General features: G+C 62.7%; 20 protein-coding genes and 1 pseudogene. 10 read left to right on the top strand and 11 right to left on the bottom strand.

The window, feature by feature from the left end:
• Positions 1-69: 69 nt before the first annotated feature.
• On the top strand, positions 70-1,407 hold the full coding sequence (locus tag PH586_RS18895) for a sensor domain-containing diguanylate cyclase (protein WP_271349342.1): 1,338 nt from the start codon (positions 70-72) through the stop codon (positions 1,405-1,407).
• Between the two features lie 460 nt (positions 1,408-1,867).
• Here PH586_RS18895 and PH586_RS18900 read toward each other — a convergent pair whose 3' ends face one another.
• Positions 1,868-2,083 (bottom strand): glycine zipper 2TM domain-containing protein, encoded by a 216-nt coding sequence (locus PH586_RS18900; RefSeq protein ID WP_271349343.1) that lies wholly within the window; start codon positions 2,081-2,083, stop codon positions 1,868-1,870.
• Positions 2,084-2,329: 246 nt separating this feature from the next.
• Between PH586_RS18900 and PH586_RS18905 the strand changes: the two genes are divergently transcribed.
• Entirely contained in the window at positions 2,330-2,695 is a 366-nt protein-coding gene (locus tag PH586_RS18905; RefSeq protein WP_271349344.1) for a SpoIIAA family protein, read from the top strand.
• Positions 2,696-3,040: 345 nt separating this feature from the next.
• Here PH586_RS18905 and PH586_RS18910 read toward each other — a convergent pair whose 3' ends face one another.
• The 4 genes from PH586_RS18910 to PH586_RS18925 form a co-directional block, all read right to left on the bottom strand.
• A complete protein-coding gene (locus PH586_RS18910; RefSeq protein WP_271349345.1) occupies positions 3,041-3,937 on the bottom strand; it encodes a CAP domain-containing protein in 897 nt (298 codons plus the stop codon).
• 185 nt (positions 3,938-4,122) lie between these two features.
• A complete protein-coding gene (locus PH586_RS18915; RefSeq protein ID WP_271349346.1) occupies positions 4,123-5,010 on the bottom strand; it encodes a CAP domain-containing protein in 888 nt (295 codons plus the stop codon).
• A gap of 226 nt (positions 5,011-5,236) precedes the next feature.
• Positions 5,237-5,575 (bottom strand): hypothetical protein, encoded by a 339-nt coding sequence (locus tag PH586_RS18920; protein ID WP_271349347.1) that lies wholly within the window; start codon positions 5,573-5,575, stop codon positions 5,237-5,239.
• A 364-nt stretch (positions 5,576-5,939) separates the two neighbouring features.
• A complete protein-coding gene (locus PH586_RS18925; RefSeq protein ID WP_271349348.1) occupies positions 5,940-6,368 on the bottom strand; it encodes a universal stress protein in 429 nt (142 codons plus the stop codon).
• Between the two features lie 295 nt (positions 6,369-6,663).
• Here PH586_RS18925 and PH586_RS18930 point away from each other — a divergent pair.
• Positions 6,664-7,225: pseudogene (locus tag PH586_RS18930) on the top strand (TAXI family TRAP transporter solute-binding subunit); the annotation flags it as partial.
• 238 nt (positions 7,226-7,463) lie between these two features.
• Complete coding sequence (locus PH586_RS18935; protein WP_271349349.1) at positions 7,464-7,745, top strand: peptidylprolyl isomerase; 282 nt, start codon at positions 7,464-7,466, stop codon at positions 7,743-7,745.
• A 58-nt stretch (positions 7,746-7,803) separates the two neighbouring features.
• Here PH586_RS18935 and PH586_RS18940 read toward each other — a convergent pair whose 3' ends face one another.
• On the bottom strand, positions 7,804-8,130 hold the full coding sequence (locus PH586_RS18940) for a carboxymuconolactone decarboxylase family protein (RefSeq protein ID WP_271349350.1): 327 nt from the start codon (positions 8,128-8,130) through the stop codon (positions 7,804-7,806).
• 367 nt (positions 8,131-8,497) lie between these two features.
• Between PH586_RS18940 and PH586_RS18945 the strand changes: the two genes are divergently transcribed.
• Both PH586_RS18945 and PH586_RS18950 read left to right on the top strand, forming a co-directional pair.
• Positions 8,498-8,836 carry a hypothetical protein gene (locus PH586_RS18945; RefSeq protein WP_271349351.1) on the top strand — a complete coding sequence of 113 codons (339 nt, stop codon included), beginning with the start codon at positions 8,498-8,500 and terminating at the stop codon, positions 8,834-8,836.
• A gap of 358 nt (positions 8,837-9,194) precedes the next feature.
• Positions 9,195-9,452: a hypothetical protein gene (locus tag PH586_RS18950; protein ID WP_271349352.1), complete on the top strand. Its 258-nt coding sequence runs from the start codon at positions 9,195-9,197 to the stop codon at positions 9,450-9,452.
• Positions 9,453-9,467: 15 nt separating this feature from the next.
• Here PH586_RS18950 and PH586_RS18955 read toward each other — a convergent pair whose 3' ends face one another.
• Positions 9,468-10,346: an EamA family transporter gene (locus PH586_RS18955; protein WP_271349353.1), complete on the bottom strand. Its 879-nt coding sequence runs from the start codon at positions 10,344-10,346 to the stop codon at positions 9,468-9,470.
• A gap of 142 nt (positions 10,347-10,488) precedes the next feature.
• Between PH586_RS18955 and PH586_RS18960 the strand changes: the two genes are divergently transcribed.
• Entirely contained in the window at positions 10,489-10,698 is a 210-nt protein-coding gene (locus tag PH586_RS18960; RefSeq protein ID WP_271349354.1) for a hypothetical protein, read from the top strand.
• Positions 10,699-10,702: 4 nt separating this feature from the next.
• On the opposite strand, the gene PH586_RS18965 is transcribed toward PH586_RS18960, so the two are convergent.
• A complete protein-coding gene (locus PH586_RS18965; protein ID WP_271349355.1) occupies positions 10,703-11,134 on the bottom strand; it encodes a universal stress protein in 432 nt (143 codons plus the stop codon).
• An 81-nt stretch (positions 11,135-11,215) separates the two neighbouring features.
• Entirely contained in the window at positions 11,216-11,647 is a 432-nt protein-coding gene (locus tag PH586_RS18970) for a universal stress protein (RefSeq protein WP_271349357.1), read from the bottom strand.
• A gap of 331 nt (positions 11,648-11,978) precedes the next feature.
• Here PH586_RS18970 and PH586_RS18975 point away from each other — a divergent pair, with 331 nt between their 5' ends.
• Positions 11,979-12,680, top strand: a complete 702-nt coding sequence (locus tag PH586_RS18975) for a YebC/PmpR family DNA-binding transcriptional regulator (protein WP_271349358.1) — start codon at positions 11,979-11,981, stop codon at positions 12,678-12,680.
• Positions 12,681-12,689: 9 nt separating this feature from the next.
• Here the strand turns inward: PH586_RS18975 and PH586_RS18980 are convergent, their stop codons facing one another.
• Positions 12,690-13,085, bottom strand: coding sequence for a DUF488 domain-containing protein (locus PH586_RS18980; protein WP_271349359.1), 396 nt, complete (start codon positions 13,083-13,085; stop codon positions 12,690-12,692).
• Between the two features lie 66 nt (positions 13,086-13,151).
• On the opposite strand from PH586_RS18980, the gene PH586_RS18985 reads away from it, so the two are divergent.
• On the top strand, positions 13,152-13,823 hold the full coding sequence (locus PH586_RS18985) for a COG3650 family protein (RefSeq protein WP_271349360.1): 672 nt from the start codon (positions 13,152-13,154) through the stop codon (positions 13,821-13,823).
• A 215-nt stretch (positions 13,824-14,038) separates the two neighbouring features.
• Positions 14,039-15,655, top strand: a complete 1,617-nt coding sequence (locus tag PH586_RS18990) for an NAD(P)/FAD-dependent oxidoreductase (protein ID WP_271349361.1) — start codon at positions 14,039-14,041, stop codon at positions 15,653-15,655.
• A 71-nt stretch (positions 15,656-15,726) separates the two neighbouring features.
• On the opposite strand, the gene PH586_RS18995 is transcribed toward PH586_RS18990, so the two are convergent.
• A partial coding sequence (locus PH586_RS18995; protein ID WP_333908335.1) for a calcium-binding protein occupies positions 15,727-16,375 on the bottom strand: 649 nt, incomplete at its 5' end.

The raw sequence follows: 16,375 nt of genomic DNA on the forward strand, positions 1-16,375 counted from the left end.
TACCGGGCATAATGCTCGGCATTAGCCGTTTTTCTGCGACTTTCCATCCACGATCGTTTACCAAAGCCAATGATTGCTACCAGCCTCGCCATTATCGCTGCGCTACTGATCGTTTCATTGGCACTTGTGCTGCTGCGCCTGCGCCGGATAGAAAACCATTTGGCGCAACATCGTGCCTTGCTCGACAGCCTGCCCAAAGGGCTGTTGCTGGTGAGCCGTGACGGTCGCATCAGTGTGCATAACGCCGCGGCGGCAAGGCTGCTGGGCCATCCCGCCGCGACGATGCAAGGCCTGCCGCTAGCGCGTTGGTTGCCGCAACCCGGCGAGCACGCTGCAACGCCTGCGCGCCAGCACATTCTGCTGCCGGCGGATGACCGGCCGCGGATGGTGGATGTGAATCGCCTACCCGCAGCCTCGCACGGCCATGCCTTCGTCCTCAGCCAGGCGACGACTCAGCACGACGATCACGGCGAAGATATCGAACGTTTCAAGCGCAGTCAGTACTTCGCCTGCATCGGCACCTGGGATTGGTCGATCGATACCGACAAGCTGTATTGGTCGGAGGCCATCTACGGCATGTTCGGCTTCAAGACTGGCGAAGTAACCCCGAGCTATGAACTGTTCTGTGCCTGTGTCCACCCGGATGACCGCGAAAAAGTGCGGGCAGGCGAGTTGCGCTGCATTGCAACCGGCCATAACCATGACGAAGAATATCGGGTGATCTGGCCTGACGGCAGCATCCACTGGCTGCGCGAAACCGGCAACGTGGTCAAGGATGCCAATGGCCAACCGATCAGGATGATGGGCGTCGTGCGCGACATCAGCGAAGAAAAAGCCTCGGTCAACCAGTTGAAGCAGATCGCCCGCCACGATCCGCTGACCGGGTTGCCCAACCGCCTGCTGCTCGAAGAGTGCTTAACCCAGGCACTGGCGCGCGCACGCCGCAACGTCACCCGGGTGGCCTTGGTCTTTATCGACCTCAACGGTTTCAAGCGAGTCAACGATGAACACGGGCATGCCGTGGGCGACCAATTACTGGTCGGCACGGCGCGGCGCTTACAGCAAACGCTGCGCGAGTCCGATATGGTGGCACGGCTGGGCGGCGATGAGTTTGTAGTGATTATCGAGGATCTGGCCCGCAGCAAGAGTTTGCACGACGAGGCGCACGTAATCAGCGAGAAGATTCTGCAGCGTCTATCCCAGCCGCTCAAACTCGGCAACTCCAGCCATCAGGTTGGCGCCAGTCTTGGCATTGCCATGTTTCCGGAGCACGGGCCGAACATCGACAGTCTCATCCACATTGCCGACCAGGCGATGTATGCAGCCAAGCGCAACGGCAACAATCTATATTGCCTGGGCATGGCCAACACCAGCGAACCCAGCCCAACCCCTAGTCGAGCAGACTGAACCTGGTCATGACTGCCGATCCGCGCCCGGCAGATCGTGCTGGCCAATCTGGAGGCGCTGGCTCTATAGCTGGCCGCGTTATTAATTACTGGCTTACTCTGCCGGGCCTGGGCCTGCAGCAGGCAAACGCCGTCGAGGGCCGGCACGGCCAGTGTCTTAATCGTGTGGGAAACTGGTGCGCACCACCAAACCGGACGAGATGTGTCCCCCGGCGCCCGGCCAGCGCAGACGTGGATCTGTCGCCTTTCGCACGCAAAGCGTTGCTACAGGTTAATGTTGGGAATGGCTCGTCACCCGACAGCTGGCATCGCTCAGTCCTGTCAGGGGTAACGCAAACCAGGGCTTCGCGGCCAAAGCCCTTGTGCAATTATCCACCGAGTGCCGCCCTCGGCGTGGTCGCGTCCGGCGGCCAGCCCGATGTGCACATTGCGTGCGGCTCAGGCGTTCACCGCGGTTTGGTCTATTTCTTGTCTTTGGTGATCTCGTGGCCAATCACGCCACCTACCACGGCGCCGGCGCCGGTGCAGAGCACGCCACCACAGAGCACGTTACCGGCCACGCCACCGACGGCAGCCCCGGCGACAGTGCCCTTCTCCTGATGCGTCATGCCGGAGCAGCCGCTCAGCCCTAAAGCGGAAAGCAGGACGGCGGTGGAAACAAGTTTTAAAATGTCCATGTTAGGTACTCCAGTGCACAACCTAATGAATATCCCTGGCGTTCGATTTGCTCAAGCGCGGGTAACGTTGCATTGTCCAGGGGATTGCGGCGAGCCGTCTGTACGCTGGCGCGCATAGGGATCCGAGCACCGCGACTTAACTGGTCCTGTCACTGGCGCTCACCCGTGCCCCAGAGGTGCGCACCCATTACCCTGTGCAGGCAGGAGGCGTATGGTGGAAGTCACATCACCTGTGGAGGAGTCGCCATGTTCAAGGTAATGCGCAACGGCGAAAACCGCATCGACGTCGAGTTTTCCGGCAAGCTCGACCGTGAAGAAATGCGCGCCGCACTGGATGAGCTGAGCCAGCAATCCGAAGGCATCGAGCACGGCCTGATGTTGTATCGAATCGGCGATTTTGCCCTGCCGACCCTGGGCGCGGTGGCCGTCGAATTGTCGCGTATTCCGCAACTGTTCCGTTTTGTCCGGCGCTTCGACCGCATGGCCGTGGTCGCCGGCAAGGAATGGGTGAGGAAAGCCAGCGAGCTCGAGGGCGCGCTGATTCCCGGATTGCAGATCAAGGCCTTCGACCTGGGCCAGGAGGCGCAAGCCGAAGCCTGGCTGCAGGGCTAGCGGCACCGGCACTGATCGGTGAGAAGCCGCTGCCAGCGGCGCTGTGGTTGTGGCTGTGGCTGTGGCTGTGGCTGTGCGCGACAGTGTCGATCACGCCGCGCAGGCGCAGTTCGACCTGGAGATTGGTCGCACTCCACCTTGACGACGCTTGCGGCGGCCTCGGCGCGCACGCCGGTAGCGAAGCAGGTCGGCACTCGGCTTAGCGGACTGGATAGTGGCAACTTGCTGGGGGGCGGCCTCGGGCATCGATGCCGTTATTGCCCGCCCCTATTGGAACCGCTAACCGAGTGGCTGTTCTGCTCAATACATCCTCACCGGTTCGCCATGGCTGCCAGTTGCCGCAGCCTAGCGCGGGGTGCCAAACACCTGGGTCCAGTAGATGAGCGAGTCGCTCTCGGGATTCACCGCGTAGGCGGCCCCCATCTCGGTGAAGTGCGGGTTCATGATGTTGGGGCAGTGGGACGGGCTGGCCAGCCAGCCGGCTACTGCCAGTGTCGCGCTGCCCTGACCGGCGGCAATGTTTTCACCGATGCGCTGCCAGCGGTAGCCGGCCCGCTGGGCGCGCACGTCGGCCTGGCTGCCGCCTTTACCGGTATGGCTGAAGTAATTGCGCGCAGCCATGTCGCGGCTGTGCGCCAGCGCGGAGTTGGCGAGCCGAGCATTCCAAGTCAGCGGCGCTGCCGCCGCGAACGCCTGAGCGCCGCAGTTCCTGGGGCTGGCGCGAGCCTGGTTGACCTGTTGCAGGATCGCCCGCCCCGCCTGCTGCCAGTCGCCCAAGTCCGGGGATAGCTGAGGCTGTGCGAGTATCAGTTGCCAAGTCTTGTCCCGGCGCAACACGCCGATCTCGCTGTATTGGGGATCCAGCAAGGGGCCGCAGTAGCGCTGCTTGAGCGCAGCCATCACGGCAGTGACGTTAGTGAAGCCCGTCAGGGCAATCACCTGCACCCTACCGGCCTGATAGCCGGCCCGCTTCAGTTCACGCTGCAGTTGCGCCTCGGTAGCCACCAGCACCCGCGCCAATCTGCCATCTGCCGCAAGCGGGCCCAATGACGGAACCTGCCGGCCGTCGCAGATTGGCGAGGCTTGGCGATACCTGTTGATCAGGGTCAGCAGGCCCCCTGCCTCGGAGGCCTGCGCCGCTGCGGCAGGCAGCATGGCGACCAGCAGCAGCGCAACGCCGCGCAGACGACTGCGGCCGACAAGGCTCCGGGGCGTGGGCAAGGGTTCTCGTGTTGCGACCATGGTGTCTGCCTTCACTTTGCGCGTACGCATACTGGGTGCCCTGAACAGCCTGAGTGTAGACAACACCACTCGCGAACAGGTCTCGACCAGATGCGCCTGTGCCTGGCAGCGCCGTCTCGGGCCGGGCAAGATCGCCATGGACCGCCCGATTTTGCCCGGCGCCTCGCTCCCCGTAAACGCTGATCCTACTGCGGCGTGCCCAACAGCAGCGTCCAGTAGATGGCCGCATCACTCTGCGGATTCAACGCATAGGCACCGCCCATTTCCGTGAAGTCCGGGTTCATGAGGTTGAAACAGTAAGTGGGACTGGCCAGCCAGCCGGCGACTGTGTGTTTTGCCGTGCCCTGTCCTGCGCCGATGTTTTCGCCGATCAGTTGCCAGTCATAGCCGAGGAGCATGGCGCGCGTACCCGCCAGGCTGCCGTCCTTGGCACGGTGACTGAAGTAATTGTGCACGGCCATGTCGCGGCTGTGCGCCAGGGCGATGTGGCCGAGCGGCTCACTCCAGCGCAGCGGCCCTACCGGGCTCATTGCCTGGCGGTTACAGCGCTGCGGTTTGGCGCGCGCGGCATTGACCAATTGCAGGAGTTCCTGACCCGCCGCCTGCCAATCCGGCAGGCCGCTGGGCAGCAATGACCGGGCAAGGATCACCTGCCAGGTATTGGCCGTTCGCTGCACGCCGACCTCGGCGTATTGCACGTCCAGCAACGAGGCGCAGTAGCGCTGTTTCAACGCCTCGATCGCGGCGTCCACGCTGCCCGGCCCGGAAAGGGTAATCACCTTCACCGTGGCCGCTTGATAACCGACCCGCTGCAAGGCGTCCTGCAATTGCACACTGGACGCCAGCTGCACGCGGGCCAGGCGTGCGTCGGGCACCAGCGGGCCGGCGACCTCGGTTAACTGGCCAACGCAGGTCTGCGGCGATTCGCGGTATTGGTTGATCAGCGCGATCAGCTGCTGGCTGTCGCTAGCGGATGCCGCAGCGCCACTGAGCAGCGCAACTGTCGCCAGCGTAAGCGCTGTCAGGCGGTTGCGCTGCGCGCGACAGCCAGTCGAATGGGCGGTAGGGGGCATGGCTGGTGTCATCCACATCCTGGAGCTTGATGGCCTGGGCGGGCCGCTAAAATGATCGAGCCGTTGCTCGCTGACACTGTACTGCAACCGGACATGGATTGAAGTGGCAAACTACCGCCGCCGCTCAGTGAATCGAGCGTTGCCTCCAGCCTGCCAGCGCCCCCGCACGGCAGCACGGCAGGCTCAAGGGCGTGGCCGCTAGCTTGCGTAACGGCTCACACGCCTGCTAGCCCAGCTGGTCGATCATGACCGCATTGGTATAAACCAAACCGCCGTCACTCGCCCGATGCCCGACCAGATGAAAGTGGCCACGCTGATCCGCATCCAGATAGACGCGCCACTGGCAATCAGACAGGGGGCTGCACTCCTCCGGCAGGCTTAACTCCAGCTCGGTCACATCGGCATCGACCAAAGTTTCGGCCTCGTGAGCCTTTTGCAAGCGCTCTTCGGCCTGTTCCAGACGCAAATGATCAGGCTCACTCACGCGAAAATGGAAGCTGCCCACAGGCGTGGACTTTGTGGCGCCGCTGGCTTTGCACCAGCCTTCAATGGTCAAGGTGTTCATGGCAAGACCTCCTGAGGTGGATATCTGGGTACTGTCAGGCTCGCTGGTTAAATTTTAGACAACCGGTAAGGGCAGATTGATCCGTTTATCTAGGGTCGGAGCCGACCGCACAGATCTGCGCAGCATGAATGCCGCGCAAGCGCTGAAGCGCTAGCCCTGGATCAGGTGGAACGCGCCGCAACGAGCTCGCGCAAGGTGCGCGGCAAGGCGTCTGGAGGGGGTCGCAGGCATAGAGGGGCGGGCCGCGCAGGTTAAGCGCAGTGATAGCCATCAAAGAGGGCAGGCCCAACAGCAGACAACACTTCAGCTGCACACCAGCCGGGGGCACGACCGGCGGCGCGGTTCGGACTAGCCGACAAAGTCGCTACTTGACCAGCAGCACCGGCACCGGCACCTCGTGCACCACCCGGTTAGCCACCGACCCCATCACCAGGTTGCCCAAGTTGCTCATACCACGGGTGCCCATTACCACGGTGTCGCAGCCGTATTTCGCGGCCGCCTGGATTACCTCGGTAACCACATCACCCAGCACCTCATGGGACTTGCAGCGGATGTTGGCCGCCCCGAGCAAGGTCACGGCCTCGGCATTGATCACCCCTGCATACTCCAAGGCCGCAGTCCTGAACTGCTCGATCATGCTCGGCGAGCCGTGGTTGCCAAAAAAGGTGGGTTCGGTCTGCACGTTGATCACATGCACCGAAAGGTTCGGATTGCTCCGAGCGAAATCCACCAGGTATTGAATTGCCCGCTTGGCGCTGGGCGAGCCGTCGAATGGAACCAGTACATTATTCATAGCGTTCTCCCGGCCGTTGATGGCCGCGCAGTGTCGTGGCAAGCATAGTTCCAGATAGTCGCCTCGGCCCATTAACAGGCCGTAGAAAAACTTCCTGCGTTGGCCCTCTTGATAAGAGATCCCCCGTCGTCCGAACGCCGCGCTGTCGCGCAGCAAACTGGAGGTAATTGCGTGTGCTGATCCGGCGGCACCTGCTCTCGGCATGATTCCGCCGATCCTGTCCGTCATATATCCGGGCAACCTCTCAAGCACGTGGCTTCCCCCCGACTGGCATGCCATCTGCTGTAGCGCAGCGGCCTTCGCCCTGGGCGATGCGCTGGCCGATGCCTGGCAAGGCAATCAGGAGGCCGGCTTCCGGGCCCCGCGCGACAGGCTACGAGCGATCGCCGCGATCTATCCCAACTACATCCAGATAGTGGCGACCCAGCAATCAGGCATCCAGAGCCTGGCCGACCTCAAGGGCAAGCGCATTGCGGTGGGCGCGCCACGCTCGGGCACCGACCTCAACGTGCGGGCGATTTTCCAGGCGGCGGGGCTCGGCTATGAGGACATGGCGCATGTCGAATTCAAGCCCTATGTCGAGTCGATCGAGCTGATCGAGTGCGGCCAGCTGGATGCCATTCTGCAATCCGCAGGGCTGGGCATGGCGGCGATCAGGGACCTGGCGGCGCGCATGCCGATCACCTTCGTGCCGATTCCCGCCAGGGTGGTCGAACAGATCGGCAACAGTGCCTACCAGGCCCGGGTGATCCCCAGCGGCCAAGGGGATCAGCCTGAAACACGCCATCGAGGGCCTGCCCATCCCGCTGCATCCGGGTGCCAAGCGCTTTTACAAAGAGGTCGGCATACTCAGGTAAAGCCCGATGCACGGCTTTTGTGGCCCGGATAAGCGCAGCTCAATCCAGGGAACTTTGGCACCGACAGCACAGCTCCCGGATTGCGCCCAGCCGTATCCGGGCTACCAGATCGCGCACTTGTAAGGTGGATATAGCGAAGCCTTGCACCGCCGCGGATACAACATCCGACCGGGACTGGCCTTTTGCATACCCCATGATTCCGGTAGGCTTTGCGGCCTACCTCACAGGAGCATTACCCATGGCCAAAGCCACTGCCCGTCACATCCTGGTTGCATCCGAAGCCAAGTGCCTCGAACTCAAAGCCGCTATCGAAGGCGGTGCCGACTTCGCCCAGGTCGCCAAAGACAACTCCACCTGCCCGTCCAGCCGCAGCGGCGGCGACCTCGGTTCGTTCGGCCCGGGCCAGATGGTCAAGGAATTCGACACCGTGGTGTTCAGCGCCCCGATCAATGTCGTGCAAGGCCCGGTGAAAACTCAGTTCGGTTTCCACCTGCTGGAAGTCACCAGCCGCCAGGACTGATGATCTGGATCGTACCCGTGCCGTGCACGGGTACGATCACCCTCCTGCCCCCCAGGCCTCAGGCCTGCGCTTTGCCAAGCACATCGTCCGCCCAACTCAATGCCGCAACCACTGTCGGGAAACCGATGGTACTGGTCAGCGAGAGCAGCGCGTGGTGGATCTGTTCGGCAGTGGCACCGGCTTCCAGCGCCCTGCGAACATGACTGTGCACCGCGCCCTCGGAGCGGATGGCCGCCGCGGCGCCAAGTTGCACCAGTTGAATGACCTGGTCCTCCAGCGGGCCGGCCTGCCGCACGGCCTTGCCCAGCGCCTCCACCGCATCAAAATATTCCGGGTGCTGCTTGCGCAGGCGTTGATAGGTCTGGAGTTCTGTTTTCTTTTCCATGCAGGTTTCCTCGTGCGGGACATATGCCGGAGTTTGCCTTTGGCTCAGGCGCAACGGCTCTAGTCAGGGTAGTACCCTGGCGCGAAAGATCATGCATTACGGCCAGACGGCCTGCCCGCCACACGTCACCTCGTGCCCCGCGCGGCCATGTCGAGCCAGCGCCGGCCGTTACCTAGGCCTGTTGCCCAGGACAGGCCTGGCTGATTGCGCTTGAGCGCTGGCTAGAGCATGACGCGGAGCCCAGACGAAGAAAGGCCCGCAGGATGCGGGCCGCAAAGGAAGTCATGGTGTAAACAATGCGCCTCTATAGCTTCAGTTGAGCAGGACTCCGCCACGAGTCTGGTCCTCAGTTGCGGCGATAATCGCGATGGTCACGATCATTGCGCTGGTCACGGTAGTCACGGTGGTCGCGATCATTACGATGGCCACGATCATTGCGATAGTCACCACGAACCGGCACGGCTACGTAGCTGATCTGGCGTGGTGCGTAACCATGGCGATGGTGCCGGTTGTGGTGTGGTGCGTAATGCACCACCCGTTGCGGCTGGCGGTAATCATGACGATGGTGACGATGGTTATCGTCACGCGAATTATGGAGCGTAGAAACCAGCAGCGCGCCGACGGCTACGCCTGCGATTACGGGAACAACCTGGCTTCGCTCAAAAGCGGAGGCACTGCCTGCCGCAGCAAGACAACCGGCCAATAGTACGACCTTGGAAATTCGACTAAACATAAGTACTCCTGGTATCCAAGGGGACGTATTCCCCTACGTCCATATAACAACGGATACGAGTCAGCTGAGGTCAGGCGTAAGTAAGCTGCGGGTAAAGATTCACGAGGCGCGCCCACGGCCCAGGGCGATGCGAAGCGGTGCCGACTGGGCTCGCCCGCTCAAACCTGGAACCATCGCCTGCATGGATTGACCGGACGGCGCCAGCCACCTGCAAGCGGCCAGGGCGTTGGCCGAAGCGAACTGAGAGCCCCCTCGATCAACGGAATAGGGCGACGCTTGATAGACAGGTATACTCGCGCCCCACTTTTCCCTCGGCCGCCGCGGACCCTCCATGACCAGCCCCCACTCGCCTGACCCAACGCTCGCCGCTCAGCCTAGCGCTGCTGAACCCGCTACAGCCGCAACCAGCGAACCGGCCGCAGCCAAGAAACCCGGTCTGCCAGGTTTCGCCTCGCTGTTTTCCGCCGCCGCAGACGCCTCAGCCAAAAACGACGGCCAGGCCTGGCACCAGAAGGGCAATAAGTCCGCTCACGAAAAGAAGATCGGCCCGGCACCGAATGGTACCCGTCGCTCCATGGGCAAGCGCTAACAGCACTGCCGCCGCTCAAGCCAGGCGTAGACGCCCGTACAGCCAACCGCCGCAGACGTTGATCAGCAGCCCGAGCATGACCAGTAGCGCGCCAAGCACTTGCAACGGCCCCAGGCGTTCATCGAGCAGCAACGCCGAAGACGTCAGCCCCACCACCGGCACCAGCAGCGAGAACGGCGCCACCTGGCTGACCGGGTAACGCGACAGCAGGCGGCTCCACAGGCCATAGCCGAGAATGGTCGCGCCGAACGCCAGGTAGATCAGCACCAGGAGCGTATCCAGACTGATGCCGCGCAAAGCGGCCTCGATCGCCTCGGGCCCTTCAACAAGCCAGGACAGCGCCAGGAATGGCAGCGGCGGCACCAAGCTGCCCCAGACCACCAGACCAACCAGATTCACCTTGCCCAGCTTGCGCGTGACGATATTGCCCAGCGCCCACATCGACGCTGCGCCAATGGTCAGGAAAAACCCGGCCAGGGTCATCAGCCGGTCGCCCTGCAGGCCGATCAGCAGCAAACCAGCCGCCGCCACCAACAGGCCGAACAAATTGGCCAGGCGCAGGCGTTCGCCGAGAAACAGCGCGGCGAACAACAGGGTAAAGAACGCCTGGGATTGCAACACCAGCGACGCCAGGCCCGCCGGCATGCCCACCGACATGGCATAGAACAGGAAGGCGAACTGGCCCAGCGAGATGGTCAGCCCGTAAAGCAGCAGCCAGCGCAGCGGAATCTGCGGGCGCTTGATGAACAGAATCGCCGGGAAGGCGGCGAGCAGGAAACGCAGCGCCCCCAGCAGCATCGGCGGCATGTCATGCAGGCCGATCTTGATCACCACGAAATTCAGGCCCCAGACGATGATCACCACCAGCGCCAACAGCAAATCCTTGGGCGACACGGCGCTTCCTCATCGTTACAGGTGAGCGGCCATTAGAGCAGCGCCGGCCTAGCGTCCCTATATACAGTCGCGGGACAAAACAGCCACACAGTCCCCGCGCACCTCCAGCACCGGACGAACTGCAACGAACCCGGCAGACTCCATGCAGCAATGGCCTACCCTCTGCAAGGTGCGCTACGTCGCCACCATCAACCTGTTCGTCCTGCTTAGCAATACCCTGCAACTGATCTCCTACGCGGCCCTTGGCCAGTTCAGCGAGGAGAACCTGCTGTACAGCCTGATGCTGTCGCCTGGCCTGCCATTGAAGCCATGCCCGCCGCCGTTTGGCTGCTGCAATCGACAACACAGCTGACCAGCTATTTGACCAGCAGCACCGGCAGCGACACCTCATGAATCACCCGTGTAGCCACCGAACCGAGCAGCAGGCCAGTGAAACTGCCCAGGCCGCGCGTGCCCATCACCACGGTGTCGCACTGCAGATGCTTGGCTATGAGGCCTATTTGCTCGGCCACATTACCGAGAGCGCTGTGCTTCTCATGGGCGATTTTCGCGGTCTTCAATTGCTCGCCCGGCCACTCGAGCATCTCAGTGGCGGCCACTTGCAAGGATTGGCGCATGTTGCTGATCATTTCATCATTTATGTATTCGCCATACAGCGCGGGCTCATGCTGCACGTTGAGCAGATGCACCTCCAGCGTGGCGGCATGCATGCGGGCAAAGTCGATCACGTACTGCAGGGCACGCTTCGAGCTGTCCGAACCATCGAAGGCAAGCAGTATCTTGCGCATCACCAGTCTCCTCTTCCGCTTCATTTACAAGCATAGACCGGTGCCGCCTGCCGCAGGTTAGGCGCAGACTTGCTCGAGCGCCTACTTCACCAGCAGCACCGGTACCGACACTTCATGAACCACCCGCGTGGCCACCGAGCCCAGCAGCATGCCGGTGAAACTGCCCAGGCCGCGCGTGCCCATCACCACGGTGTCACAGCCCAGTTGATCGGCGAACTCGCTTACCTGGGCCGCCACGTTGCCGAGCGCGTTATGCGCCTTGTAGCGGATACCGGCGGCCTTTAACTGATCGACCGGCCACTCGAGGATTTCGGATGCGGTGGCCTGCAGTGACTGCTGCATTTGCTCGATGATCGCGCCAGTCACGTACTCGCCATACAACACCGGCTCGTGCTGCACATTGAGCAGATGCACCTCCAGCGTCGCCGCATGATCACGGGCGAAGTCAATGACGTACTGCAGAGCACGCTTCGAGCTGTCCGAGCCATCGAATGCAACCAATACCTTGCGCATAACCTGTCTCCTCTGCTGATTCACGACAAGCATAGCCCAGCGCATCAGCCCGTCAGTTGCGCCAGGACAAGTCGGCCGCTGTTTGTATTCCACCCGAGCGGCCTGCTCCAGGACGATTTCCCCGGATCGAGCGGATGCCGGCAGATTCCCGCCAGCGCTGGCGAAGGGGGTCATGTCAATCAAAGGGTGTCAGGCGCAGGCGGAGCGATTAAAATCCGCGGTCTAACTCCGTAGCCTGGTTTTCTGCTGGCCGCCGCTCATCTGGACGTGGCCTCAACGGTAAACCTCACGGCCGGCTACTTACTCACCCGCACAGACCAAGAGAATCCGCATGGGCGCACAATGGAAAGCCAAACCTAGAGAAGCCGCCGCCAACGCCAGAGGCAAGATTTTCGGCCGCCTGGTGAAAGAAATCATGATCGCCGCGCGTAACGGCGCCGACCCGGACATGAACCCCAAACTGCGCCTGGCCGTGCATCAGGCGAAAAAGGCCTCGATGCCCAAGGACACCCTGGACCGGGCGATCAAGAAAGGCGCGGGGCTGACCGGTGAAACCGTCAACTTCGAACGCACCACCTATGAAGGCTTCGCGCCGCATCAGGTGCCGGTGATCGTCGAATGCCTGACCGATAACATCAACCGCACCGTGGCCGAGATCCGCGTGCTGTTCCGCAAGGGCCAGATGGGTGCTTCCGGCTCGGTGACCTGGGACTTCGACCATGTGGGCCTGATCGAAGCCTCCAGCGACAGCGACGCCGACCCGGAACTGGCCGCCATCGAAGCCGGCGCCCAGGATTTCGAGCCGGCCGATGAGGGCAACACCCTGTTCATCACCGAGCTGACCGATCTCGATGCGGTGTGCCGCGCCCTGCCTGAGCAGGGCTTCACGGTCAACTCGGCCAACCTGGGCTATCGACCGAAGAATCCGGTCACCGGCCTGAGCGACGCCGAAATGGAAGAAGTCGAAGCCTTCCTCGAGGCCATCGACGGCCATGACGATGTGCAGAACGTCTATGTCGGCCTGGCCGGCTAGGCGCAAGACTCAGAGCCTGTCCGCGTAACACACCGCCGAGCTGGGTGCGGCTCGGCGGTCCAGTTCCTCTTCGAGAAACTCGGCCAGCACCTGGGCGTTGTTCGACTGTTTCTCGCGTGCGGCGAACAACAGGGTCAGGGTGCCTTGCTCGGCGATGTCCAGCAGCCCTTGCCAATATTCCGGATGGCCGGCCAGCTCGCGCCGGTAGCGTTGGCGAAACTCGGCGAACCGCTCGGGTGCGTGGCCAAATTGGCGGCGCAATTCAGTGGACGGCGCCACCTCACGCAGCCAGGCGTCCAGCTGCAAGGTTGCCTTGCTGCAACCGCGCGGCCATAGGCGATCGACCAACACCCGACGACCATCGGTTGCGGCCACCTCGTCGTATACCCGTTTGCACTGAATCATCAGCCTCTGCCCTTGTGATCGCCCAAATGGCTGAGTACCTTGGCCGCTCTTGCCAGGAGAGCTTCGATGCACGCCAGTCGTATTTTATTGTTTGCCCTGTTGCCGCTTTTTGCCAGTTGCCAGGTGTTCAGCGAAAAACCCCAGGCCGATTCGGCGCAAAACACCCGCCTGCAAGGCGAGCTGAGCCTGGACGCCGGCCAACTGCTGCTGCGCCCCTGCCAGGAGCAGCGGCGCTTTGTCATCGCCAATGACGGCGCGACCGGGATCATGCGTGAAGCGGCCGAACTGCTGGCCGACGGCCCCGGCCCGCTGTTTGCCGATCTGCGCGGCCAGTTGGCGGCCAGCCAGCGCACCGACGTCGATGGCCAATTGACGCTCAGCCGGGTGTACCGCCTGCAACGCGAAGGCCCGGGCTGCGACGACCCCAACTTCAAACGTAGCATCCTGCACGCCAGCGGCCAGGAGCCAGGCTGGAGCGTGACCGTCAGCAGCCAGGGGCTGGTGCTCAACCGCGCTGGCCAGGAACCGCTGGCCTTGCCCTATCTGGAAGAACAGTTGCCGGAAAGCCGCCTCAACCTGACCAGTGAAGCCAACGGCCAACGCCTGGAGCTGTGGGCCGCGCCACAACGCTGTGTCGACAGCATGAGCGGCGCGGTACAGCACCTGTCTGCCGAACTGCGCCTGAATGGCGAAGTGATGCGCGGCTGCGCCTACTTCGGCGGCGCGCGCAACGATTGAGTGCCCGGTTGCGGCTGCTGATCAGCCGAAGCGGCCGCCCGATGCACCGGCAAGCGCAGGCTGTGGGCCGGGGGCGGCGTTCCGCTTCCGCCCACCAGCACAACCGCTGATGGAACCGGGCCAGTGCAGCACGCCCCTCCCGGCCCAATAGCGCTTATAATCGCCCCTTTATCTAAGCTGCCGGGTTGCCTCCGGCCCTGATCCTGGATTGCCTCATGCTGCGTATCACCGAACTCAAGCTGCCGCTCGACCACCCCGAAGAGGCCCTACGCCCAGCCATCGTCCAGCGCCTGGGGATCGACGACGGCGACCTGCTCGATTTCAGCCTGTTCAAGCGCAGCTATGACGCCCGCAAGAAATCCAGCGAACTGCAGTTCATCTACACCATCGACTGCAGTGTGCGCAACGAAACCGCGCTGCTGACCAAATTCGCCGACGATCGCCACATAACCCCCGCGCCGAACATCGCCTACCAGCCGGTCGGCCAGGCGCCTGCAGGCCTCGAGGAGCGTCCGCTGGTGGTCGGGTTCGGCCCCTGCGGAATCTTCGCCGCCTTGATCCTCGCGCAAGCCGGGCTCAGGCCGATCGTGCTCGAACGCGGCACCGAAGTGCGCCAGCGCACCAAGGACACCTGGGATCTGTGGCGCAAGAACGTGCTCCACCCGGAATCCAACGTGCAGTTTGGCGAAGGCGGCGCCGGCACCTTCTCCGACGGCAAGCTGTACAGCCAGATCAAGGACCCCAAGCACATGGGGCGCAAAGTGCTGCAGGAATTCGTCAAGGCCGGCGCCCCCGAGGAAATCCTCTATGTCAGCAAACCGCATATCGGCACCTTCCGCCTGACCGGCGTGGTCGCCACCATGCGCGAAGAGATCAAGGCCCTGGGCGGCGAAGTGCGCTTCCAGCAACGGGTCAGCGACGTACTGATAGAAGATGGTCAACTGCTTGGCGTGGTACTCGACAACGGTGAGCAACTGCGCAGCCGCCATGTGCTCCTGGCCCTGGGCCACAGCTCGCGTGACACTTTCCGCATGCTGCACAGCCGTGGCGTGTACATGGAAGCCAAGCCGTTTTCGGTGGGCTTTCGCATCGAGCACCCCCAGTCGCTGATCGACCGGGCGCGCCTGGGCAAGTACGCCGGCCACCCCAAGCTCGGCGCCGCCGACTACAAGCTGGTGCACCACGCCAGCAACGGCCGCTCGGTCTACAGCTTCTGCATGTGCCCGGGCGGCACCGTGGTCGCCGCCACCTCGGAACCCGAGCGCGTGGTGACCAACGGCATGAGCCAGTACTCGCGCAACGAGCGCAACGCCAACGCTGGCATCGTCGTCGGCATCACCCCGGAGCAGGATTATCCGGGCGGCCCACTGGCCGGCATCGAACTGCAGGAACGCCTGGAATCCCAGGCCTACCTGCTCGGTGGCAGCACCTACGAGGCGCCTGGGCAACTGGTTGGCGACTTCATCGCCGGGCGCCCCTCCACCGCGCTCGGCAGCATCGAGCCGTCCTACAAGCCGGGGGTCAAGCTGGGCGACCTGGCCCTGGCCCTGCCGGACTTCGCCATCGAGGCGATCCGCGAAGCGCTGCCGGCCTTCGACAAGCAGATCAAGGGTTTCGCCATGGCCGATGCGGTGCTCACCGGCATCGAAACCCGCACCTCCTCGCCACTGCGCATCACCCGTAACGCCGACCTGCAGAGCCTCAACGTCAAGGGCCTGTACCCAGCCGGCGAAGGCGCCGGCTATGCCGGCGGCATCCTCTCGGCCGGAGTCGACGGCATCCGCGTAGCCGAGGCGTTGGCGCGGGATATGCTGGGCATCGCCGAGGGCTGAGCCTCGATCGCGCAAGACTAGAATGCACAAGGCCCGCCATTTGGCGGGCCTTGTGTTTACTGCAGGTAAAGCTACTGCCAGTTAGCCGCGATCACCACATCCAGCTGCGCACGTTGATCGGGTGTGAGATTGGACTCACCACCCGCAGGTACACCGAACGCGGCCATGGCATTGACCAGGTTTTGCACCTGACCGTCCAGCAAGGTCCTACCCTCAACAGTCTTGAACTGATCCAAGTGATAGGCACTACTGGAATACCAGTTGCTAATCGTTGCCTTATCGCTGGAACCAATCACACTGACTTCCAGGCTCGAACCGTTCTGCCTGAACCACAACTGCTCTATCGACACACCCTCATCGAAGCTCAGCGTATCCACGTTGCCTACGGAGGTGTCGTAGTTGTTGATGGTGTCCTGACCTGAGCCAATACCAAACACATAGGTGTCGCTGCCAGCACCACCGTTGAGGTAATCATTACCCGTGCCGCCATCCAGCAGATCGTTGCCGTCTTCGCCGTACAGCGAGTCGTTATCCGCACCACCGAGCAACACGTCGTTGCCAGTCCCCCCTTTAAGGGTATCGGCACCGTTGCCACCGTCGATCTGATCGTTCAACGCTCCGCCGGTGAGGCTGTCGTTCCCATCCATACCAAAGAGGCGGTTCTCACCATCGTCATAACCACTGATGGTGTCGTTACCAGCACCACCGCTGGTGATCACC

Source organism: Pseudomonas aestuarii, from assembly GCF_027988105.1.
In the GTDB taxonomy this organism is placed as follows: Bacteria; Pseudomonadota; Gammaproteobacteria; order Pseudomonadales; family Pseudomonadaceae; genus Aquipseudomonas; species Aquipseudomonas aestuarii.